This window comes from Pararhodobacter sp., assembly GCF_034676545.1.
Lineage (GTDB): Bacteria > Pseudomonadota > Alphaproteobacteria > Rhodobacterales > Rhodobacteraceae > Pararhodobacter.
In genome coordinates, this window is the sequence record NZ_JAUCBZ010000011.1 from 37,217 (window position 1) to 59,070 (window position 21,854).

18 protein-coding genes are annotated in these 21,854 nt (G+C 62.2%); 12 read left to right on the top strand and 6 right to left on the bottom strand.

Features of this window, described 5'->3' with window-relative positions:
* The 6 genes from VDQ28_RS01865 to VDQ28_RS01890 all read left to right on the top strand — a co-directional run bounded on the left by VDQ28_RS01865 (position 1) and on the right by VDQ28_RS01890 (position 2,705).
* Positions 1 to 198 (top strand): hypothetical protein, encoded by a 198-nt coding sequence (locus VDQ28_RS01865; protein WP_035714343.1) that lies wholly within the window; start codon positions 1 to 3, stop codon positions 196 to 198.
* A gap of 75 nt (positions 199 to 273) precedes the next feature.
* Complete coding sequence (locus VDQ28_RS01870) at positions 274 to 693, top strand: hypothetical protein (RefSeq protein ID WP_028030772.1); 420 nt, start codon at positions 274 to 276, stop codon at positions 691 to 693.
* Entirely contained in the window at positions 686 to 1,330 is a 645-nt protein-coding gene (locus tag VDQ28_RS01875; RefSeq protein WP_323034359.1) for an antitoxin of toxin-antitoxin stability system, read from the top strand. Before VDQ28_RS01870 ends, VDQ28_RS01875 begins: the two co-directional genes overlap by 8 nt.
* A gap of 58 nt (positions 1,331 to 1,388) precedes the next feature.
* Entirely contained in the window at positions 1,389 to 1,790 is a 402-nt protein-coding gene (locus VDQ28_RS01880) for an MbcA/ParS/Xre antitoxin family protein (protein WP_323034360.1), read from the top strand.
* Positions 1,787 to 2,488 (top strand): RES family NAD+ phosphorylase, encoded by a 702-nt coding sequence (locus tag VDQ28_RS01885; RefSeq protein ID WP_323034361.1) that lies wholly within the window; start codon positions 1,787 to 1,789, stop codon positions 2,486 to 2,488. The genes VDQ28_RS01880 and VDQ28_RS01885 overlap by 4 nt, the downstream gene beginning before the upstream one ends.
* A gap of 37 nt (positions 2,489 to 2,525) precedes the next feature.
* Positions 2,526 to 2,705: a DUF1778 domain-containing protein gene (locus VDQ28_RS01890; RefSeq protein WP_323034362.1), complete on the top strand. Its 180-nt coding sequence runs from the start codon at positions 2,526 to 2,528 to the stop codon at positions 2,703 to 2,705.
* Positions 2,706 to 2,708: 3 nt separating this feature from the next.
* On the opposite strand, the gene VDQ28_RS01895 is transcribed toward VDQ28_RS01890, so the two are convergent.
* A complete protein-coding gene (locus VDQ28_RS01895; protein ID WP_323034363.1) occupies positions 2,709 to 3,005 on the bottom strand; it encodes a hypothetical protein in 297 nt (98 codons plus the stop codon).
* A gap of 177 nt (positions 3,006 to 3,182) precedes the next feature.
* On the opposite strand from VDQ28_RS01895, the gene VDQ28_RS01900 reads away from it, so the two are divergent.
* The 3 genes from VDQ28_RS01900 to VDQ28_RS01910 all read left to right on the top strand — a co-directional run bounded on the left by VDQ28_RS01900 (position 3,183) and on the right by VDQ28_RS01910 (position 9,946).
* Entirely contained in the window at positions 3,183 to 7,616 is a 4,434-nt protein-coding gene (locus VDQ28_RS01900; RefSeq protein WP_323034364.1) for a strawberry notch family protein, read from the top strand.
* 3 nt (positions 7,617 to 7,619) lie between these two features.
* Positions 7,620 to 8,651 (top strand): toprim domain-containing protein, encoded by a 1,032-nt coding sequence (locus tag VDQ28_RS01905; protein ID WP_323034365.1) that lies wholly within the window; start codon positions 7,620 to 7,622, stop codon positions 8,649 to 8,651.
* Between the two features lie 362 nt (positions 8,652 to 9,013).
* Positions 9,014 to 9,946, top strand: a complete 933-nt coding sequence (locus VDQ28_RS01910; protein WP_323034366.1) for a DUF2493 domain-containing protein — start codon at positions 9,014 to 9,016, stop codon at positions 9,944 to 9,946.
* Between the two features lie 23 nt (positions 9,947 to 9,969).
* Here the strand turns inward: VDQ28_RS01910 and VDQ28_RS01915 are convergent, their stop codons facing one another.
* From VDQ28_RS01915 to VDQ28_RS01935, 5 genes are all read right to left on the bottom strand, one after another.
* Positions 9,970 to 11,169 (bottom strand): XRE family transcriptional regulator, encoded by a 1,200-nt coding sequence (locus tag VDQ28_RS01915; protein ID WP_323034367.1) that lies wholly within the window; start codon positions 11,167 to 11,169, stop codon positions 9,970 to 9,972.
* Positions 11,170 to 11,904 carry a hypothetical protein gene (locus tag VDQ28_RS01920; RefSeq protein WP_323034368.1) on the bottom strand — a complete coding sequence of 245 codons (735 nt, stop codon included), beginning with the start codon at positions 11,902 to 11,904 and terminating at the stop codon, positions 11,170 to 11,172.
* Between the two features lie 168 nt (positions 11,905 to 12,072).
* Entirely contained in the window at positions 12,073 to 15,138 is a 3,066-nt protein-coding gene (locus tag VDQ28_RS01925) for an Eco57I restriction-modification methylase domain-containing protein (protein WP_323034369.1), read from the bottom strand.
* A complete protein-coding gene (locus tag VDQ28_RS01930; RefSeq protein WP_323034370.1) occupies positions 15,135 to 16,886 on the bottom strand; it encodes a class I SAM-dependent methyltransferase in 1,752 nt (583 codons plus the stop codon). The genes VDQ28_RS01925 and VDQ28_RS01930 overlap by 4 nt, the downstream gene beginning before the upstream one ends.
* Entirely contained in the window at positions 16,883 to 17,074 is a 192-nt protein-coding gene (locus VDQ28_RS01935) for a CopG family transcriptional regulator (protein WP_101923020.1), read from the bottom strand. The genes VDQ28_RS01930 and VDQ28_RS01935 overlap by 4 nt, the downstream gene beginning before the upstream one ends.
* Before the next feature lie 451 nt (positions 17,075 to 17,525).
* On the opposite strand from VDQ28_RS01935, the gene VDQ28_RS01940 reads away from it, so the two are divergent.
* The 3 genes from VDQ28_RS01940 (at position 17,526) to VDQ28_RS01950 (ending at position 21,734) form a co-directional block, all read left to right on the top strand.
* Complete coding sequence (locus VDQ28_RS01940; protein WP_323034371.1) at positions 17,526 to 19,544, top strand: ATP-dependent nuclease; 2,019 nt, start codon at positions 17,526 to 17,528, stop codon at positions 19,542 to 19,544.
* 118 nt (positions 19,545 to 19,662) lie between these two features.
* Positions 19,663 to 19,860: a hypothetical protein gene (locus tag VDQ28_RS01945; RefSeq protein WP_323034372.1), complete on the top strand. Its 198-nt coding sequence runs from the start codon at positions 19,663 to 19,665 to the stop codon at positions 19,858 to 19,860.
* Positions 19,857 to 21,734: a UvrD-helicase domain-containing protein gene (locus VDQ28_RS01950; protein WP_323034373.1), complete on the top strand. Its 1,878-nt coding sequence runs from the start codon at positions 19,857 to 19,859 to the stop codon at positions 21,732 to 21,734. The genes VDQ28_RS01945 and VDQ28_RS01950 overlap by 4 nt, the downstream gene beginning before the upstream one ends.
* Positions 21,735 to 21,854: the final 120 nt, after the last annotated feature.

Consider the following 21,854-nt stretch of genomic DNA (forward strand, 5'->3'; position numbering starts at 1 on the left):
ATGACCGATCCAGCCTATCAGCGCCTCGGCGTGCCAGCGACGGCTTCGCCCTTCGCCGTCCTTCGGGCAGCGGTCCGGGCGCTGCACCCCGACACGCGCGCCGTTCGCGGCTTCCGGGCCGCGCGCAAGCGCTTCTATCGGCAGATGCTCTGCGCCCATGCCGCGCGACAGGCGGCGGGCGACAGTTCCACAGGCTAATCGCCCCCGACCACCCCTTCATCCCAATCGAGTGCCCGGCCTCTCGGCCGGGTCTTTCCCATTCAGGAGGTCCCCATGGCGGATTACTTCACCCATTTCTCGTGCCTGCTCGATGTCGGCACCCCCGACAAGGCTGCCCGCGCGCTCGCGCTGTTCCAGGAACTTCGCGCCGCAGATCAGGACGCAGACGACCCGGAGGTCGCAGGCTTTGATCTCGTGCTCCAGGACGCGCCCGAGGGCAGCGCCATCTGGATCCATGACGACGACCACGGCGATGTCGAAGCCGTCATCCGCTTCGTGTTGCGCCTTGCGGAAGAGATCGACCTCGCCGGCCTCTGGGGGTTCCAGTACGCCCTGACCTGCTCCCGGCCGCGCCTCGACGCCTTCGGCGGCGGCGCGCATGTCATCGATCTCGGTGCGCGGAAATCCTTCGGCTGGACCAGCAGTCACGAATGGCTGGCCGCGGCTCTCAACGGGGAGGACATCGATGCCTGAGCTCATCTGCACCACCGTCTACCAGTTCCCAGAACTTTCAGATGCCGCCAAGGAAAAGGCCCGCAGCTGGTATCGCGAGCTTGGCCCCCACGACGATTGGTGGGACGCGGTCTACGAGGATTTCGAGCGGGTCTGCGAAATCCTCGGCATCCGGCTGAAGACCACCCCCGTCCGCCTGATGGGCGGCGGGACGCGGCCCAAGCTCTGTATCTGGTTCTCCGGGTTCTGCAGCCAGGGCGACGGCGCTTGCTTTGAAAGCTACTGGTCCCACGCCAAGGGCGGGGCCACGCGCATCCGGGACTACGCGCCCACGGACGCGACGCTGCACGGCATCGCTGACCGGCTGCAGGCCATCCAGCGCCGCAACTTCTACCAGCTTGCCGCCGAGGTCAGCCATCGCGGGCGCTACTACCACGAGTACACGATGTCGGTGGACGTCACGCGGGACAGCCCGACCTGGCAGCCGCCGACCGAAGACGCCGAGGAGATCGTGACCGAGGCGCTGCGTGATCTGGCCCGCTGGCTCTACCGCCAGCTTCAGGCTGAATACGACCACCTGACCTCGGACGAGGCCATCGAGGAGGGGATCGTCGTGAACGAGTACACCTTCACCGAAGGAGGGCGCCGCTTCGGGTGAGAGCGCGTTAGGTTCATTTGATCTTTACACGGAGGCCATATGATCTATATTCAGGCCAATGGAGGACGCCATGTACGTTGCTGAGAAAATCCGGGAACCCGCAAAGGTCAACGCCGTCGCGTTGAAGGCCTACGCGCGCGTGGCTGATGCCTGGGGTCTCAGCCTCAAGGAAGCGGCAGGCCTTGCCGACATGTCGGAGAGCACATGGAAGCGCGCCAAGAAGCCGGACTTTGCGGGAGAACTGACCAAGGATCAGCTTCTGCGGCTCAGTGCGGTGATCGGCATCTACAAATCGCTCGAACTCTATTTCTCCGAGCCGCTTGCGCGAAGCTGGTTTACCCGACCGAACACCGGCCCGCTGTTCGGGGGCAGCCGTCCGGTTGACACCGCCATCGACGGGGGCTTGCCGCAGATCCTCGCCGTGCGGACCTATCTTGATGCGTTGCGTGGTGGGGCATGAAGCAGACCGAGGTTTCCGATCGTGGTCTCGTCCGTCTCCTGCCCGCCACTTACCATAAGCCGCCATCTTTGCGCGGTCTCGTCGATACCGATGACGAGATGGAGATTCTGGCTCAAATCGAGGGCCTGACCAGCGGCCGTCTTCTGGCCGAGCGCGGGCGTAACCCGCATCTGGACCCGCGCGAGCTGGCCTGGCAGCGCCGCAGCCGCGATTTGCGCATCTATGGCGACAGTCATGTCAACGCGGCCTTCACCTATACCCGCGCTGGCGGAAACCGCTTCAACACCGAGGAGCGCGGCGCGTGGTATTGCGCATGGGACGTGATGGTGTCCGTCAGCGAAGTGGCTTGGCACCGCACGCGCGAACTCGGCTTTGCTGGGAGCTTCCACGACAGCGCCCGCTATGTGGAATTGCTGGCGGATTTCATCGGTGTCTTCGACGACATGACCGACGAGGTGGGCCATCCCGCGCTGCATCCCGATCCGGCTGTCGGATATCCCGAGGGCCAGAGCCTCGCCCAACATCTGCGTCGAGCGGGATCCCGCGGTCTGATCTACCCTTCGGTCCGTGCTCCTGCACCGGGCGGGAATTGCCTCGTCTGCTTCGAGCCTCACGCGATCCAGAACGTGCGGCCGGGCGCGTCTTGGGATCTTGTGTGGGATGGGACACCGCACTACTCGATTACGGCTGTTGGTTGACCGGTCAGATTGTGGGCGCCCTTGGATGGCTTGAGAAATGAAAGCACCTGACAGCAACAACCACGACATCACTAACTTGAAGCCACGCGACTATCAGGCGTTCTTTGATGCTTTGGATTCCCCGGCTTCACCGACCGAGGCGTTGCGTGCTGCTTTTCGTCGACGGAAAGACTTCCCTGCTGGTCTTTACGGTATCAAGCAAGCCGACGACTCGTAGTGGTCATCTGTTCCCGTCGATCCACTTCGACATCAGCCCCTTGTCGCGGAAGCATTCGTCCGGGACGGCGCGCCGTTTGATCCGAGCGAGTTTCTCCGCGAAGGCCACCTGCTTTGACGTAGGCAGCCGGTCCATGTCCGACACCGGCTTCAACTGGGCCTGCGCCTCGATCCAGGCGCTGAGCGACCGGCGGTCCTGCTGAACTTCCCACGGAAGGAGCGTCTGGTTGCGCAGGGCGAGCGAGCGCGCATAGGCGATCTGCTTGGGTGTCGCGGGCAGGGCATGCGTGGTGCTGTCCATCGGGAAACTCCCTTGCTGACTTGGCTTTCAAGATAGAACATAACAGGAACAAAATCAAGTCAAACCTCTGGGACGCGTCGATTTGAGAGGAAGAGGAGGGCCGGGGAAGATCAGGCCTGAGGGTGCCCGAGAGAGGGCGTCCGGGGCTGATCCTGTCCCTCATTCCGGAGTTTCCCGATGACCTATCTCGCACCCGTTGCGTCTCCCGTTCCTGTCCTGTCTCGTGATCCCGCGCCCGCGATCCTCGCTGCCGCCGAAGCTCTGCAGCCCGATCTGGCGCAGGGGTTTCAGATCGACGCGCTGCGTCTGCGGATCGAGATGGAGCGCGCCTTTGGCGGCTCTGATGCCGACGGCGCCTGGGACTGGAAGCTCGCCTATGAAGCGGGCGAGGTGGCGCTCGTCCTCTTCTTGCGGAAGTTCGGCCGCGCGCTGCTCGCCCGTGCCGGCTCGCCTGCGGCGCTGCTACCGATCTTCGCCAAGGTGGCGGGCCTCTTGCCGACGCATACCCGGCGCTCGGAGGAAATGGAGCGCTTCCAGCAATTCTCGACCCCGCTGCCGATGGGGCTGGCGGCACTGGCGGCGGCACAGATCACCGCGCACGATCTGGTGCTGGAGCCATCGGCCGGGACCGGGCTTCTGGCGATCCTCGCCGAGATCGCGGGCGGAAGTCTCGCGCTGAACGAACTCGCCGAGACCCGCGCCGACTTTCTGCGTCACCTTTTCCCGGGGCGTCCCGTCACGGGCTTTGACGCAGCCCAGATCGACGATCATCTGGACGCAGGGTTGCGCCCGAGCGTGATCCTGATGAACCCGCCGTTCTCTGCGATGGCCAATGTCGATGGCCGGACGACCGAGGCGACGGCCCGGCATCTGCGCTCGGCGCTTGCGCGCCTTGCTCTCGGCGGGCGATTGGTCGCGATCACCGGCGCAAGCTTCGCACCCGATGCCCCCGCCTGGTCCGAGACCTTCGGCCGCCTGACCGAGAGTGCCCATCTGGTCTTCACCGGCGCCGTGTCGGGCGCAGCTTTTGCCAAGCATGGCACCAGCTTCGAGACCCGGATCTCGGTCTTCGACAAGTGCCGTGGCGGCGAGCGGGGTGGCATTACCGCTGATCTGGCACGCTCCATCTCGCCGGATGTGGCGCACCTCTTGGCTCGGATCGTGGCCGAGGTCCCTCCGCGCCTCGCGTTGGATGCGGGTGATGTCGCTCGAACCCGCGCCCCCTTCCCGGGAGCTCTTGCCCGTGCTTCTGGCTACGCGGCTGGAAAACCGCGTGCAGCGCCGTCGGCCAGCGTCGCGGCGAATGTCTCCGCGCCAGATGCCGAAGACCTCGCCTACACGCTGCGCGAGACGGTGGACGACCTCGGCGCTGCGCGCTTGTCCGACGCGATCTACGAGACCTTCCGCCTGCAGGCGATCGACATCCCCGGCGCGGTCCCGCACCCGACCAAGTTGGTGCAGTCGGCGGCCATGGCCTCAGTCGCGCCCCCGAAACCGAGCTACCGCCCGAAACTCCCCGCCGCGGTCCTGCGCGACGGCCTGCTCTCCGACGCGCAGCTTGAGACCGTGATCTACGCAGGCGAAGCGCATGACGCATATCTCGCGGGGTCATGGACCGTCGATGAAACCGGCGACATGGTCTCGGCCGCCAAGGACGACGATCCCGATGCCGTCCGTTTCCGTCGCGGCTTCTTCCTTGGCGATGGCACCGGCGCGGGCAAAGGCCGCCAGTCGGCCGGGATCCTGCTCGACAACTGGGCCCAAGGCCGCCGCAAGGCGCTCTGGATCTCGAAAAGTGACAAGCTTCTCGAGGATGCGCAGCGCGACTGGTCGGCGCTCGGGCAAGAGCGGCTGCTCGTCACGCCGCTCTCGCGCTTCGCGCAAGGCCGCGACATCCCGCTGACCGAGGGCATCCTCTTCACCACCTACGCCACGCTGCGCTCCGAAGAACGCGGGACCAAGAAATCCCGCGTCGACCAGATCGTCGACTGGCTGGGGGCGGATTTCGACGGGGTGATCCTGTTTGACGAAAGCCATGCCATGGCAAACGCTGCCGGGTCGAAGGGCGAGCGCGGTGACACCGAGGCGTCGCAGCAGGGCAGGGCGGGCCTGCGCCTGCAACACAAGCTGCCAAACGCCCGCGTGGTCTATGTCTCGGCCACAGGGGCAACAACCGTCCACAACCTCGCTTATGCGCAGCGGCTTGGCCTCTGGGGCGGCGGGCCCTCCGCTTGCGCTCCGGGCGTTCAGGATTGGCAAAGCTCCACTGGAGCTTCGCCTGCCCCTCTGGGGCACCATCCTTCACTCCCCTTCGCGACCCGCGCCGAGTTTGTGGAGGCCATCGAGGCTGGCGGCGTCGCGGCGATGGAGGTCCTCGCCCGCGACCTGCGGTCCCTCGGCCTCTACACTGCCCGGTCCCTCTCCTACGACGGCGTCGAATATGAGATGCTGGAGCATGCGCTGACCCTTGAGCAACGCGGCATCTACGATGCCTATGCCGGCGCTTTTGCCATCATCCATAACAATCTCGCCGCCGCGATGGAGGCCGCCAACATCACTGGCGACAGCGGCACGCTGAACCGCCAAGCCAAGTCAGCCGCGCGGTCGGCATTCGAATCCGCCAAGCAGCGCTTCTTCGGGCATCTGCTCACCAGCATGAAGACCCCCACGCTGATCGCGAGCATCGAGGCCGATCTCTCGGCGGGCCATGCCGCCGTCATCCAGATCGTTTCGACCGGCGAGGCGCTGATGGAACGCCGCCTGTCGGAGATCTCGACTGAGGAGTGGAACGACATCCGCGTCGACATCACGCCACGGGAATACGTCCTGGACTACCTCACCCACTCCTTCCCAGTGCAGCTCTACGAGCCCTTCACCGACAGCGAGGGCAATCTGTCGTCCCGGCCCGTCATGCGCGATGGCCAGCCGGTCGAATGCCGCGAGGCCGCCCGCAGGCGCGACGCGCTGATCGAAAAGCTGGCCTCGCTGCCGCCGGTGCCGGGGGCGCTCGACCAGATCGTGCAAAGGTTCGGCACCGATCTCGTGGCCGAGGTCACGGGCCGCTCGCGCCGCATTGTGAGGAAGGGCGAGGGTGCTGCAGCGCGCCTCGTCGTCGAAAGCCGGGCGGGGTCTGCCAACCTCGCGGAAACCGCCGCCTTCATGGATGACCAGAAGCGCATCCTGATCTTCTCGGATGCGGGTGGCACCGGGCGTAGCTATCACGCTGACCTCGGCGCCAGGAACCAGCGACTGCGCGTCCACTACCTCCTCGAACCCGGCTGGAAGGCCGATGCCGCCATTCAGGGCTTGGGCCGCACCAACCGCACCAACCAAGCGCAGCCGCCGCTGTTCCGGCCCGTTGCCACCGATGTGAAGGCTGAGAAGCGGTTCCTCTCGACCATCGCCCGTCGCCTCGACACGCTCGGGGCGATCACCCGCGGTCAGCGCCAGACGGGCGGGCAGGGGCTGTTTCGGCCCGAGGACAACCTCGAGAGCCCCTATGCCCGCGATGCGCTGCGCCAGCTTTACCGCCGCATCTATCGCGGCGATGTGGCAGGCTGCTCGCTTGGGGCTTTCGAGGATGCCACCGGCCTCAGCCTGACCGATGACACCGGGCTGAAGGACGACCTGCCGCCGATCACGACCTTCCTCAACCGCCTGCTCGCGCTGACGATCGACATGCAGGCCGTGCTCTTCTCGGTCTTCGAGGAATTGCTCGACCAACGGATCGAGGGCGCCATCGCGGCCGGGGTCTACGACCTCGGGCTCGAGACGCTGCGCGCCGAGAGCTTCCGCGTCACCGATGCGCGGGTGATCTACACCCATCCTGGCTCCGGCGCGGAAACCCAGCTGCTGACCATCGCGGAGAAGCGGCGCAACACGCCGCTGTCGCTGGCCGATGCGCTCGACTGGCTCGACGATCCGAAGGCACGCTTGCTGGTCAACAGCCGCTCGGGCCGCGCCGCGGTGCAGGTGCCTGCCACCAGCCTGATGCTGGATGATGGCACGATCGAGCCGCGGCTGAGGCTCATCCGCCCGACGGAGGCGAGTACGGTTCCGGCCAGAATGATGGACGATACCCATTGGCTCGAGGCCGACCGCGCGGCCTTCGCCGCCGCCTGGAATTCCGAACTGGCCGAGGTGCCGGAGTTCAGCGAGTCTACACTGCACATCGTGGCGGGCCTGCTGCTGCCGATCTGGAAGCAATTGCCCCAGGACGAAACCCGCGTCTACCGGCTGCAGACCGATGACGGTCAGCGCATCATCGGGCGCAGGGTTTCGCCCGCTTGGGTCGCGACCACGCTGGCAGACGATGCGCCGAAGTTGACGGCAGCGCAGGTCCACGCCCTCGTGCTGGAGGGCAAGACGGTCGTGCGGCTCGCCGAGGGGATGGAGTTGCACCGCTCACGCGTCATGGGGGTGAACCGGATAGAACTGTCGGGATTTTCAGGTGCCGCAAAAGACCGCCTCAAGGCCGATGGCTTCTTCTCGGAGATCATCGCCTGGAAGCTGCGGTTGTTCTGTCCGACCGACCCTACCGGCATTGCCGTGCTGGATCGCCTGCTTGCACGTTGTCCTGTAACGGGACTACATGCACGCGGAGGGTGTTGAGCCATGTATTCCGAGACCGAAGAGGTGATCCGCGCTCTGGCGGAAAATGCCGAAGGCGTCTGTCGCGCCTACCTTCCCGCCGGACGGCGGGAAGGGTCCTACTGGATCGTGGGCGATCTGCAGAACAACCCTGGCCGGTCGCTCTTCGTGCGGCTGACGGGGCCTGCGTCCGGACCAGGTGCCGCCGGCAAGTTCACCGACGGTGCCACGGGCGAACATGGTGATCTCCTCGATATCATCCGCGATAGGACCGGGATATCGCGCTTTCCCGATCTTCTGGCCGAGGCCCGGGCGCATCTTGGCCGTCCGCAGCCGGTCCTCCTGGATGTGCCAGTGCAAAGGAAGGCCAAAGCCCCTGGTGGCACACCAGCGGCGGCGACGCGCTTGTTTGCAGCCTCGGTGCCGGTCGCAGGCACGCTTGCCGACACCTACCTCCGCTCCCGGGGCTTGACCCAAGGCGGCGTGATGAGCGCGCTGCGCTTCCACCCGAAGTGCTGGCATCGGGATGAGGGTCAGACCCGGAGCCTCCCCAGACCGGCGCTGATCGCTGCGGTCACCGATGGGGCAGGGGCCTTGCAGGGTGTGCATCGCACTTGGTTGGCACCTGACGGACAGGGAAAGGCGTGGGTCGAGACGCAGCGGCGAGCCATGGGTCACCTCCTCGGCAATGCCGTCAGGCTGACCCCGTGTGACGACATCCTCGTGGTCGGCGAAGGCATCGAGACCATGCTGTCCCTTGTCGAGGCCGTGCCCGGCCTTCCCGTCTGGGCAGCGCTTTCGTCGGGTCACCTCGGGGCGGTCCTGTTGCCGGAGGGGGTGCGACGCCTCTACATCGCCATCGACCGCGATCCGGCGGGGCGGGGCGCGGCAGAGAGGTTGAGCGCCAGAGCAAACGAGGTCGGGATTGCCGTGCGGGTGCTGGAACCGCTTCTCGGGGATTTCAACGATGATCTCCGGGCGAACGGCAAGGAGGCACTGCGCCAGCATCTGGCATGTCAGATCGGGCCAGAGGATCGGCATCGCCTGTCAGGCTGATCCGCATCGCGCAAGGGGAGCTCTGGGCGTGCGGGGCAGGGGTCACGGGTCCCTGTCGTGGCTGTGGATCGTCGCTTTGCCTCTTTCCGGGCAATCTCATCCACCCGTCACCCACACGGCCTTCAAGAGATGGGCAGGCGGCCGTCAAAGGGGCCGCCCCTTCAAGGACGGGGGGCGACTGATTTCCGCCGGCGGCAGAGCCGCCTTTGCATCGCGAAGCAAATCAGCCGCCCCCCGTCCTCCTCCACATGCGTTCCGGCCCCGAAAGGGGGTGAAGGGGCGTCCCCCGTGACGGCTTCCGCAGCCCATGAAGGCCGCGCGGGATGACGCGCGGACGAGTTGAGGCCCGGAGGCAAGAACCGATGACGATCCACACCCACGACGACGCGTATGAACCCACCCACACCGCATCCCAGACCGCCCATGCGCTCGACGAGCTGCAGCTCTATGGCTACCGCCCCTTTGACGAGCCCGATCCACGCCCGATGCCCGATGGACAGCGCCTCGCGGTCGCCGTCGCCGACATCTTCGATGCCCTCGTTGCGACCCTGGAAGACACCCGTATGGAACCCGACCTCGAAGAGGTGCTCTGGGGCCAGGTCAACCTCTTCCACCGCGCCACGGCCCGGATCGAACGGTCGCTCGATGAAAACGAACAGTCGCAGCGCCGCCTCCAGCGCGAGCAGGACGGCTCCGAGGTGAAATCCGTCGAACTCGAGCGCCTGACGGCCGAAGGCCTGACCCTGATCGAACGTCGGAACTGCATGGACATGATGCGCGATCACGCCGCCACCGAGTTCGTCCATCACACGGGATCGACCTGGCGTCCCCGCACGGGCTCGATGGTGAACCGCCAGCACATGACCGCGGCGCTGATCGACAGCCGCGACTTCCTGGCTGCCAAGCGCCGCGCGGAGACCGAGGTGATGCTGCCCGCAGGCCCCAAGGTCGCCCTCACCGGTGGGACCGACTTCAACGATCACCGCCTGATCTGGGGCAAGCTTGATCAGGTCCGGACCAAGTATCCCGACATGGTCCTTCTGCACGGGGGAAGCCCCAAGGGCGCAGAACTCATCGCCGCCAAATGGGCCGAGTCCCGCGGCGTGACGCAGGTGGCCTTCAAACCGGACTGGACCAAACACGCCAAAGCTGCACCCTTCAAGCGCAACGACGCCATGCTGGATGTGCTGCCTGTGGGGGTCCTCGTCTTCCCGGGCAATGGCATCCAGGAAAACCTTGCCGACAAGGCCAAGAAGCTGGGTATCCCGGTCATGAAGTTCGAGAAGGGGGCGTGAGCCCCCTTCACTCAACTAGAAGATCACCGCCGGGCGAACGGTACGACTTCTCCCGCAGGAGCGTCACTATGCGGCTTCGCGGCATCCTGCTTCAACGACAATTGGACAACGCTAGCTTCTTGCCGGTTGAACCACCCTGGTGGAAGCCCGGTCAGGTTCTCGATGTCGCCTGGATGCATTGTGAACTCGACGGCAAGCAAATCTTCCTTGGTCCGAGTTCCGGATTCGACGATCAGGCTAAGCGCGTTGCGCAAGACCGCCGGCTCGGGAACTGGCCACTCGCGATCCAGCGGCTCCACCTTGTTCCAGCCGTTGGCTGAGTAGCTCTTGTAGAGCTGCGTACCGTAGTGCTCCGGGATGACTTCGAGGTCCAGAAGCCGCCTGATTTGCGCCTTCACTGAAACCCGCCACCGCTCTTTTACGGACAGGAGCCCTGCTAAAGAATAATGCTGCACTTCATGCACGTAGGTCGTCTCGGGCATTAGGAATGCACTGGCAAAACGGAAAGCCTGACGTTCGATCTCTTTGAGATCGGACTTCAGCTCTTCGTGGCTAACCCCCTTGTGCAGGATTGCATGACCAAGTTCGTGTGCGGCGTCCATTTGACGGCGGGGCAGGGACATCTTGTCAATTGCGAGCATGATATGCGGGCGTTCGTCACCCCGTGACCAGCTGCAAAGCCCGTCCAGCTTCGACGTTCCCATCTCGATGGAGCCAACCACACAGCCGACCCGTTCAAGCAACGCCACCATGTCGATGATCGGACCTTGGCCAAGCCGCCAATGGGATCGCAATTCCTGCGCGATGCCCTCGATGTCTTCATCACGCAGTTGGCGATAGGTTAGACCCTTCATGACATCAGGAATGTCGACTGCCGGAAAATCCACATAATGCTGCAAGACCGCAGAGATTTCCTGCAGCCACTGCATCTGGGCGTCCTGGTACGACGTGTCGCGCTTCAGGGCACTGGATAGCGAGCGAGAAAACATCGGGTGTTCACTGGCATGGACAGGTCGCAGAAAATACTCCCTACGCACACGAAGTTCACGCGCCAGGGCGGTGAGCGCCTCTGCATCGGGAGCATGGGTGCCGCTTTCCCAGCGTGACACTGCACTGGGTGAAACCCCAATCATTTGTGCAAGCTCCTTCATGCTCAAAATTCGCCGAGCAGCCCGCACTTCCGCTAGGCGTTCTGGCACGAAGCCAGGCGTTCCTACGCGCATTCAATCCTCCCGCCGGTATCGCAAGATACCGATCATGCCTTCCCTGTTTCGTCGTCCACCTCCGGCGGCGACTCGGGGGGGGACAAACGGTTTCACCTTCGCCTTCAAGCGCACCAGCCCGGTCTCGGACGGCGACACAATCGAAGCGGGGACCGGTTCAGCGGCATCGGCATCATCAGCAAGGAACTTGTCAAGGCGTTCGTAAAACAGAAACTGCTCGTAGGTCGCATCAATCACGCCAATCGCAATCTCATCCAGTTTGCCGGACTGTTCGCGGTCACGTGCAACCAAGAAGAGGACAAAGATGTCCCCGGGCTTCGGGCCGCTGCCGTCGAAGTCAAAACTTGGGGTCAGATTGAAGTTCAGCGTCACACCGGCCAGACGGGAACGGTTCTTGTTCGGCAACTTGCTGCGTTCGGGCATCGCGGCGAGGCCAAAGATGACACCCGGGCCATCACCGCCGAACCGCATGAACGGCTGGAAGATCTTCAGGCTGCTGTTCGGGATGACACCACCGACAAGCGGCTGACCGCCGAAAAGGACGCAGACCTCTTCGAAGCCTTGCTCCACCATCCGAAAACGCGCCTGGCCTTCGAGTTCGCGCGCGCGCTTCTTGTCCAGCCCAGCATGGTCGCGCACCAGCAGGGAAGCCTTCAAGGTTTCCGCCCGTGTCCGATCCTCCAACGCGAGGATCAGGCCGCGCTTCAAGAGACGTTTCCAATCGAAGTCAGCCATCTAAGCGCCCGTCCGCAAGATTCCCTGATTGCGTTATAGCGGAATCATATGCCATATTTTTGCGTAAAGCAAGTGGCAGAAATGATCCGACTGTGCCTGTCAGGTGAGGCGTACTTTCGCTGGATGGCAAACATGCAAGCAGCTTGGCGACAATTCACCTAAACCGTTTCATGCCGGTATCGGCACAGCTCTCGCCAGCGCCATATCCGCCGGCGAGAGTCCGAACAGTGCTGTCACGAGCCCTTCAATCTGGTCGCGCAACGCGGCCGCGTTGCGCTCATGAAGCGTCTTCTGATGCGGCACCCGAGCCACTTGAGCGGCATCGTTTGCAGCGATTAACTGCATGACAAGGGCTTCGATATTCGCCCGCTCTGGCGGCGTTGCCGGCGGAATGGGCAAATGCTCGATGAACTGCTTGCCGTGCGAATAGTATCCACCCCGGAACGGACTGGTATGCGTCCGCACCATCGCTGCGCTCAATGGGTGGTGCAGGACGGCTAACAGGAAGAAGTTTGTCTCCGGTGCGCCATCGCGGGGCCGGATCAGATAATAGGGACCGTTCCCGCCGCCCGTCATCATGATGTTGGTATCATCGTAGGCATAGCGGGCTTCACGGGACAGGATCGGCAGGATGATCTTGGGGCTATCGAACTTCGTCAGGCTCTGCGAGCGGCCAAACTGATAGAACTGCCTGGTAGCCGCCGTGCCGCCGACGATATTGCGCCGTTGCAGATCAGCTTGACGCGCTGTCAGGTAAGCTAGGCAGAGCGGAAACCGCCGCGCCATGTCTGCGGGCTGGATCAACTGCGCTGTCGTGCGGGCACCGTTGACGATCTCGTAGGGGAAGATCATCCAGGTATTGGCCTCGGCGCGCGCGTAAGGGTGCAGCGTGACATCGAGTAGGCAAGGCCGGAGTATGTCCCGCTCGATCGGCCAATCACGGCCGTCCCACCGCAGCGTCACGGTGTTGGGTGTGCTGCTGACCTCGCGGAAGATGTAAATTGCATCGGCGCTGGTTTGGACGCCGACGAAGATTTCCGATGCTTCGCCCAGCTCACGGCCGCAAGCGGCGCGCACCCGCGCAAATAGCGCGCGCGTGGCCGCATCGGCGAATTGCCATGGATCATCCGTTAACTCGGCCGCCGGCATCGTGCTTCTCGGCCCTGGCGTGCCATAGCGCCACAAATCCAAGGTATCGACTCGCTCCACGGTCACATCGGCCTTTCCCTGCCGGTCGAGGATCAACAGACAGGTGTAGTTGGTCGCCAAGCGTCCGAAGACCTGCTGCACGCCGAAATGCACGATCTCTTCGAGGGGATGCCCAGCCGTCACCAGCCGTCGAAGCGCCCGCCCGGCTTGAATCGTCATGAATTTATGCGGGACAATGAAGCCAAGCCGACCGTCTGGCCGCACAAGGCCCAGCGAGCGTTCAATGAACAGCGCATATTTGTCGAAGTTGTCCTGACGCGCCGTTGTGTAAGGAGACCCCGCTGATTGGTAAAAGGCGGCTTCCTCCGGCGAGTATGTCTGCATGTTCTGGATGCGGATATAGGGCGGGTTTCCAACGATCACGTCGAAACCACCGCGTGTACTCTCCGCCGGGAACTCAGCCGCCCAGGAGAAAGGATTGACCTTATCCAGAAGCCGTGCCGGCAGCGCGCCGCGCGCCGCAACCCATTCCGCCTGGCTGACAAGGCTATTGCCTGCCCGCAGCGTTCCATCCAGCTCCGGTAGCGCCGGCGTTCCGGTACGATCGACATACTCTCGCAACCCGGCTTCGCTCTCGTCTTCGATCAGCTTCAAAAGAAGGCTGAACCGGGCGACCTCAACCGCATTAGTGTCAATATCGACGCCGCGCACATGCGCAAGCAGGATGCGCCGCTTTTCCTCGAACGTTAGACGCCACAGCCCTGCCCCGGCTTCATAGATCGTGCGGCCCACATGGTTTCCACGATCGTTCGCCAGATACCAGGACAGATAGTGGTCCGTCAGGAACTCGAAAACGGACAAGAGGAAAATGCCCGAGCCGCAGCAAATGTCGGCAACGGTGAAGGCCGCCAGATCAGCCGGAGACTGTCCTGCCAGTTTCGGCCCGAGCGTGCGCTGCACAATCGCATCGACAATATAGCGCGGCGTCGGCACGACGCCGCCGCTGTCCCGCACCTCGGGCTTGCTGACGATCTCGACGTTGCCATGCGCGTCGATCGTGATGATCTCGCCCAGAAACTGCTCGTAGATTTCCCCCAGGACTTCGGTTTCCACGACCGCGAAGGTGTAGGGGCTCTGCGGGTAGTAAAGCTCGTTGATAATCCCGCTCAATACATCGTCGCTGATGCGAATCCCGAGTCGGGCATCATCGAGCAGCCGGAACAGACCGGAATCATAGAAGGCATCCGCGCGCCGCAGCTCCTTCATAAGAGCATCGAAGCTGTTGCCGGCGGTCAGGCCCCGCAGGGTTTCATACCGCTCGATGTCGCGATCTTCACAGATACGCAAGAACACGATCCGCGAAAGGAATAGTTGCACCGCATAGGTCAGCTCGTCCGGCGACAGGCCGGGGACTTGCTGGTGAATATCTCGTGCGAGACGCTCGCGCCACGACCGCACCTGGCGCAAGAAAAAGTCGTCAAACTGATCGGCACCGTGCCGGGTCACATCGACGGCGAAGCGGCGATCAAAATCGCCAGAGTACACCGCCTCACGCGACAGAAGCGGCCACAGCTCGTCGAAGCGCGCTTCAAACTCTTCGTATCCGACAAGCAGAATACGCGCGACATGCGCTTCATCGGTGTTGTTTGGAGAGGGCCGGCAGTCATAGACCGCCAGCTGATGAAAGTTGGTCAGGATCGAGATCGGCAGGCTTGCCGAATAACCGTAGCGCCGCGTCTGGAAGGCGGCATCCCTACTCCGATCAATGCGCACATTCGGCTTCTTGGCTTCGACGAAGAGCTTGCGCTGGCGTGCAAGGCGCAGCTCATAGTCCGGCTTCTTGGAAAGCCGCTCTTCGCCGACTTCAACCGTTGCCTCTTCGATAACTTCCCGAAGCCCGAGCGGTTGGCCGGCGACGTTGTGTACGTCCCATCCAAATGCCGCGAGCAGCGGCGTGATAAAATCCGTGCGCGCCTGCGTCTCATTATAGGCCGCACGCAGATAATCTGCTTCGTTGCGCCGGAAGTTCTGGACAAGATTAGCCACCCGAGCACGGGCAGCGTCCTTCGGGTCAACGGCTGTCATGCTGTATGTTTCCGGGCACCACGCCGACGGGAGTTCCGCCGATTCCGCATCTGCGTCCAGACGCTCTTCAAAAGATCACACTCTGCCGATGTCAGCCCCATGTGCTCGCGGAGGATGATCTTTGCATTCTCCTCCAGAACATCATCGAGCCGGCCGGCACGGACGAGCTGATCCACTTCGGTTAGCGGCATCGCGCCGTTGAGCTGGGCGGGCATAAGCAACCGTTCGGCTTCTGTCGGTTCAAGCTCCAGAACGCCGCCGCCATAGCTTCGCCCTTCGATTTCAGCCGAAGCAGCCGTGAGCCAGGTATAGGTATTGGCGATCACCCGTTCAGGCTTCGCGCCATGGCTGCGCATCCGGTGGATCGTATCAGTGGACGTAGCCCCGGAAGAGTTCAGCACCATGCGGGGAAAGTCGTAAATCTGCCGGAACGCGAAACCGTCCGGCACCCAGACAGACGGCACCAGATACCAAGGCTCTCGGATCGAGCACTTGTACCCCATGTGAAATTCTTTCCGTTCGCCTTCCTCGATGTATCGGCGCAGTTTTGCGCTGAGCTTGCTGGCTTGCGCCTTCGAGATGTTGAGCAGGTGGACGCGATCACCGCCAGCGGACAGGGATCTCCAGTCGGCCTTCTCGATCTTGCTCCCCTTCAGCTGGGCGGAGCGCGATACGAGCGGCGTTGTGTAGCCCTCAAGGCCAAGATCTTCGACCTGATTGGCCGAGAGGACAAAAAATTCATTCTTCCCGGTGACAACCCCCACGTCGATGCTCGCGTGCGTGGACATGGGCGTGGTGATCGCCGCATCGCGCAGAGCGCGCATGAAGGTAATCTGCCGATTGTCGAGGAAGTATTTTAGCCACTTCTCGCTATCATGACGGATGGTCTTGGGCTCCGCCCGATCGAGAATCAAGGCTGGTTTGACATCGGTAATATCGGCAACCGTTGCGGCGGCTGTCAGGGAAACGCGGCAGGTATTGTCCTCGGACGCCGTTGCCAAAGCGCCGTCAGCAAGAAGCAGGACGACTTCCTGCTCCGCCTTCTCAAAGAACAGCTCATTGCAGGCAATTACGTCGATCCGCTCGAAGTGATCGGTCAGATAGGAGCGCAACTGCGCCGCATAAGTGACTTGCAGGATTTCTGCAGGAAGCACGAGCGCGAGGCGGCCGCCAGCCTTGAGACTTGCCGTCGCGGCGACCACGAACGGCACCCAGATGTTGGTCAGGCGATTTGGCGTCAGCCCCTGATCGCCCATGATCTGCATGGCGATGGTGCGATGCGGCTCAGGGAACGATTGGTAGCGGATGAACGGCGGGTTGCCGATGATCGCGTCAAAGGCGGGCTGAAGAGAGTCCGCCCACCACGCAAAAAAGTCCGAGTTTTGAACCACCTTTTCGGCAGACTTGCCGATCACGCCCTGAAGGCGCGTTGTTGCGGCTTCTGCCTCTGCTGGAATGATTTCGACACCTGTCAAATTCTGCCCAATTTTTTCGGGCGTTCCACCAAGTTCACGGAGCCGATGCGCGGCAGCTTCCAAAAAGGCACCGTCGCCGCAACTCGGCTCTAGTACGACATCCTCAGCGGATTGGATCGCCCAACCGCACAGCCATTCTGCGACCTTTGATGACGTGTAATAACCACCGCGCAACTTATCTTCGTCCAAATCGGCGAAGCGACCACGCGGGGCAACATTCGAAGACTTGCCCTTGGGCGTGGTGGTGCGTGATTTGGTCCGCGCGACTTTCATTCTTTCCCCACATGCAGTAGCGGCATGTCATCCTTCAGGAGGCGGTCGATCGCTTCGCGCACGACCCATGCCACTGATACCCGGTTTTTTCGGGCTATTTCGTTAAGTTCGCGATGCTGCTCCGCCGTGAGGCTGACAGACAGGCGATGGACAGATTTGTCATCGTTGTAGGGGGCGTCGGCAGGCATGGCGACTACACTGTTGCATCATCTTGCATCACTATGCACCACGTTGGTGAAGCTGGCAATGTTCGATCGAGGATGGGTCGAACCAGAGCAGCCAGCCTAGGAAGCCCAGCGGTCTCGAGATCGTCTTAGTAGCCTCTCCGTTGCCGTTCGGTCGTTGACACCAGTGCGAGCAAGTTTGGCTGCCGATATTCCGGGCGAGGGACTTTTCGGCTCTGGCGCACCCGAGGTGACAATAGCCGTCGTCGAAGGGATGGTTGCTCGCGAACCAAAGATGTCTAAGCCCGGCTCGCGCGATTGCAGGCAAGGGCACTAGCTCGTCTGCCGCCGTGCGGTTGAACTATTCGACGAGTATGTCCATCTCGCCTCGAGCCTGCGCCGATGGTAGGTAAGGTATAGGCCTGATTGTCGGTTTGCGTGAAGCATCGGCATTGCGCGAACAGGGGGGATAAGGATGCATTTGAAGAAGCTGGCCGTCCGCAACTTTCGTAGGTTGCAGGATGTCGTAATCGATCTTGCCTCCGATATCTCGATCTTCGTCGGTGCCAACAACAGTGGGAAGACCTCAGTCGGGCACGCGCTTCAGCTGTTCACCGGGCATGGCCGGTTTGACATCAATGATTTCGGCATGGGGTCGTGGCCGGATATCATCGCGTTTGGCGCCGGTGCGGAAGGTGCGGTGCTGCCGACCATGGAAATCGATATCTGGCTGGAGATCGGCGCTGAGGACCTCCACCGCGCGATTGATCTACTGCCGAGCCTAGCATGGGACAGCACACTCGTTGGTATGCGCGTCGCCTATGCTCCAATCGACCCCGAGACCACGCGCGACAGATATATCCAAGCCCGCGAACTTGCCCTCGCCGCAGTTGAAGAGGACGAGCAAGGTTTGCCGGTGTTCGACCCGGCACCGCACCACCTTCGAGACTTCCTTCGCGATAACCTGAATACCGAATATGAACTACGATACTTCGTGCTCGATCCGGCGAGGTTCGACGCAAATATGTTAGCCGAAGCCGACTACGTCCCGTCATCACTTGCCGGACGCGATCGGAGTGGACGTGAGATTTTGAACGGTATTCTCCGGATCGACTTTCTTAACGCTCAGCGCCATTTGTCGGATGGTACTGGCGGCGCCCGGGCGGAGGACCTTTCGCGCGTCCTCAGCCGGTTCTATGGTCGCAATCTCGAGCAGAAGGCGCACGACCTCGAGGCCCTCAGAGCGCTCGCGGCGTCCGAGGTTTCTCTCAACGAGCATCTGGAACGCGTATTTGAGCCAACTCTTAGGAGCCTCGCCAAGCTCGGCTATCCTGGCCTATCAAACCCCCGGATGATGATACGATCGGCGCTCGATCCGGCACAAATTATGAGCAGCGGTACGGGCGCGTTGGTCCACTATGCCCTTGGCCCTGATGATGGCACGCCCAATCCGCCGACGTTGCCCGACCGCTACAATGGTCTGGGATTCAAGAACCTCATCTTCATGGTGGTTGAGCTTCTCGATCTGCACGCCCAGTGGTTGGCAATCGACGACAACCGCCCTCCGGTGCATCTCATCTTCATCGAGGAACCCGAGGCACATCTCCACGCCCAGTTGCAGCAGGCCTTCATCCGCAAGGTCCTGGACATCCTTACGCTCAAGGGTGCTGATCGCGTGGCCTATACCAGCCAGATCGTGGTCACCACGCATTCAACTCATATCCTCTATGAGCGCGGCTTTCGACCGGTCCGCTATTTCAGGCGTAGCCGGACAGAAGCAACCTCGACTTCAGACGTTCTTAATCTCTCCGCCTTCTACGACAGCACCGATCCCAAAGTCCGCACGTTTCTCGAGCGCTACCTCAAGCTCGCGCATTGTGATCTCTTTTTCGCCGATGCCACCGTGCTCGTCGAAGGCAACGTTGAGAGATTGCTGTTGCCGCAGATGATCGAAACCGCTGCGCCGCGCCTCCAGTCGACCTATCTGACGATCCTCGAGATCGGGGGCGCGTTCGGCTATCGTTTCAAGGTGCTTATTGAGTTCCTTGGTCTTACCACACTGGTCATAACCGATCTTGACAGTGTTTTTGGCCCGCCAACTCAGCCAGGAACAGGTGTTGAGGTGACTGCAGCCGCCGGAGACGACCCCGCGCAGGAGGCCAATTCGGATGAAGACGAAGACGAAGACGAAGGAGCGGCTGGTCAGTTGGCGGCTGAAAAGCCGGGAAAGGCATGCATCGCCAGCCATCCGGGAGCCGTGACCTCCAATCAGACACTTCTGCACTGGCTCCCCAAATGTGAGACAGTCGCAGCGCTGTGGGAGGCGACGGCCGACGATAAGACGCAGGCGCGTGCGAACGAAAACGACGCTCTCGTGCGCGTTGCATATCAATGCCGTACCGATGTGACCTGGGGTGGCAATACGCTCTCGTTGGCAGGCCGCACGTTCGAGGAAGCGTTCGCGCTCGAGAAATCTCGGCTGGTGCCAGCATAAGGACCGAAAGCCACTCCAGCTCCGTATCGCAAAGAATGCGGAGAAAAATCTCAGTGAGCTGGCTGGCCGCATTCACAAGCGCGTTCAGGCTAAGAGTTTTAGCAAGACCGACTTCGCCTTGGCGCTGCTCGCCGAAGATCCCGCGACCTGGATTGTTCCGCAATACATCGCTGACGGCCTTCGCTGGCTCGAAGCCGAAATTGCGCCGCCTGAACCCGAGCCTGAGCCTGACGACGAGGCAAACGCGGAAGAAGTGGCGGAGACCGATGGCGCCGCCATTGCTGCGCCTGGGCCAGATGGTGAGGCTGCGGCATGACCAGCCGCATCGGCAGCCCCGACACGCCAGCAGACATCGAGGTTCGCGCCTGTCTCGATCGTAAGGTCCCGAGATCGTTCGTGATGGTTGCGGGTGCTGGCTCGGGCAAGACAACATCGCTGATCAAGGCGCTGGAGCACCTCGCCCGGACCCGAGGTAAGGCGCTACGGCGCGCGGGGCAGCAAATTGCCTGCATCACCTATACCGATGTCGCGGTTGGCGAGATCTCCGGTGATGTAGGCGTCTCACCGCTGTTTCACATCTCCACGATCCACAGCTTCCTCTGGTCGGTGATCCGGCCATTCCAGAGCGACATCGCGGCCTGGGTAGGCGTTCGCATCGAGGAGAAGATCGCCGAGCGCCGCGAACATTACAACCGACCTCGCACTCAGATGCGAACGAAGGCACGGCTGGAGATTGAAATTGCCGAACTTGAAGCCCAGCTCGCCGCGATCAGTTCGGTCGAGAAATTCACATATGGTACCGGTAGCAGTTATGCTGAAGGCATTCTCGGCCATGACGATGTGCTGAAGTTGACGCCCTATTGCATCGGCGCCCATCCGTTGCTGCGCCGGGTTGTCGCCAGCCGCTTTCCGTTCATTTTCGTTGACGAAAGCCAGGACACCAATCCCGAAGTCATCGAAGCGCTGCGCACGATCGCGGTCGAGCAGCCGCGCCTGTGCGTTGGGTTCTTCGGCGACCCGATGCAGAAGATCTATATGAGCGGCACTGGCGCCGTTCCACTCAGCGCTGACTGGGCCGAAATTAGCAAACCTGAGAATTTTCGTTGCCCTGCTTCTGTCCTCGGTGTGGTCAACGCTATCCGCGCAACAGGCGATGGCCTGGTTCAGACCCGTGGGCGCCGGATCAAGGTCGGTGATGTCGAACAGCCTGTGGCGGGCACAGCAAATCTTTTCGTTCTGCCGGCCGACGATCAGCGCAGTGCCCGCCTCTCTGCGGTCCGTGCCTGGCTCGCCGGAGAGACCGACGACGCGCTTTGGCTGAGCGACGTACGCGAAAGCGATGTTCGCCTACTAGTGCTGGTGCATCGCATGGCGGCAACTCGGCTCGGATTTCCAAACCTCTATTCTGCGCTAAGTGACCGCGCACCAACGAACCTAAGCGAAGGACTCGCCGACGGCTCGGCCTGGCCGTTACGACCGGTCGCGCAGCATATTCTGCCTTTGGTCATGGCCGCTCGTGAAGGTGACCGCTTCACGGTCATGTCAATCTTGCGCAACGAAAGCCCGAAGCTCGAACCGGAGCGTCTACGCGGACTACCGGCGGCTCCGATCCTGACCGGTCTTCAACAGGCAATCGACGCGTTGGTCGCGATGCTCGCGGATGGTTCACAGGCCACCGTGCTACAGCTGATGCGGCATGTTCGTGACACCCAGGTGCTGCGCCTCGACGACCGGTTTGCGCCACATCTTGTGGACGAGCCGGTTGATGACGGTAGTAGCGGCTTTTCCAGCGTCCAGGCTTTTCTGTCCTGCCCAATCGGGGAGCTCTGGGCCTATCGGCGCTATTTTACCGAAGAATCACCGTTCGCCACCCACCACGGCGTTAAGGGGGCGCAGTTTGAACGTGTTCTGGTCGTGATCGACGACGAGGAGGCCGCGTTTCACCAATACTCCTACGGCAAGTACTTCGGCTATGTGCCGCTGTCGGACAATGACCAGGCAAAAATCAACGCGGGAGAGGAAACGGTGCTCGATCGTACGAGGCGTCTCTTCTACGTTTGCTGTTCGCGCGCGGTTAAGGATCTCGCAGTCGTGATTTTCGTGCCCGACGTTGCCGCAGCTAGCGCTGCGATCGCCGCAAAAAACCTATTCCCGCAAGCCTCAATACGTGGCCCCGAAGTCTTGGCTTGACTGCAACAAGCATTTGCCATCCTCAGAAAAATGCAAATCCTACTGGGTGTCCCAGTTTGGGTCGTTAGTCGAAGGACTGCGGTTCGAATTTCCTGATCGCCGAAAAAGACGGTGCTTTGT

Coding starts and splice junctions, on each gene's coding strand:
- VDQ28_RS01865 (WP_035714343.1), top strand. CDS start 1: ATGACCGATCCAGCCTATCAGCGCCTCGGCGTGCCAGCGACGGCTTCG.
- VDQ28_RS01895 (WP_323034363.1), bottom strand. CDS start 3,005: ATGGACAGCACCACGCATGCCCTGCCCGCGACACCCAAGCAGATCGCC.
- VDQ28_RS01875 (WP_323034359.1), top strand. CDS start 686: ATGCCTGAGCTCATCTGCACCACCGTCTACCAGTTCCCAGAACTTTCA.
- VDQ28_RS01925 (WP_323034369.1), bottom strand. CDS start 15,138: ATGACAGCCGTTGACCCGAAGGACGCTGCCCGTGCTCGGGTGGCTAAT.
- VDQ28_RS01940 (WP_323034371.1), top strand. CDS start 17,526: ATGCATTTGAAGAAGCTGGCCGTCCGCAACTTTCGTAGGTTGCAGGAT.
- VDQ28_RS01950 (WP_323034373.1), top strand. CDS start 19,857: ATGACCAGCCGCATCGGCAGCCCCGACACGCCAGCAGACATCGAGGTT.
- VDQ28_RS01900 (WP_323034364.1), top strand. CDS start 3,183: ATGACCTATCTCGCACCCGTTGCGTCTCCCGTTCCTGTCCTGTCTCGT.
- VDQ28_RS01910 (WP_323034366.1), top strand. CDS start 9,014: ATGACGATCCACACCCACGACGACGCGTATGAACCCACCCACACCGCA.
- VDQ28_RS01920 (WP_323034368.1), bottom strand. CDS start 11,904: ATGGCTGACTTCGATTGGAAACGTCTCTTGAAGCGCGGCCTGATCCTC.
- VDQ28_RS01905 (WP_323034365.1), top strand. CDS start 7,620: ATGTATTCCGAGACCGAAGAGGTGATCCGCGCTCTGGCGGAAAATGCC.
- VDQ28_RS01915 (WP_323034367.1), bottom strand. CDS start 11,169: ATGCGCGTAGGAACGCCTGGCTTCGTGCCAGAACGCCTAGCGGAAGTG.
- VDQ28_RS01870 (WP_028030772.1), top strand. CDS start 274: ATGGCGGATTACTTCACCCATTTCTCGTGCCTGCTCGATGTCGGCACC.
- VDQ28_RS01935 (WP_101923020.1), bottom strand. CDS start 17,074: ATGCCTGCCGACGCCCCCTACAACGATGACAAATCTGTCCATCGCCTG.
- VDQ28_RS01890 (WP_323034362.1), top strand. CDS start 2,526: ATGAAAGCACCTGACAGCAACAACCACGACATCACTAACTTGAAGCCA.
- VDQ28_RS01885 (WP_323034361.1), top strand. CDS start 1,787: ATGAAGCAGACCGAGGTTTCCGATCGTGGTCTCGTCCGTCTCCTGCCC.
- VDQ28_RS01880 (WP_323034360.1), top strand. CDS start 1,389: ATGGAGGACGCCATGTACGTTGCTGAGAAAATCCGGGAACCCGCAAAG.
- VDQ28_RS01930 (WP_323034370.1), bottom strand. CDS start 16,886: ATGAAAGTCGCGCGGACCAAATCACGCACCACCACGCCCAAGGGCAAG.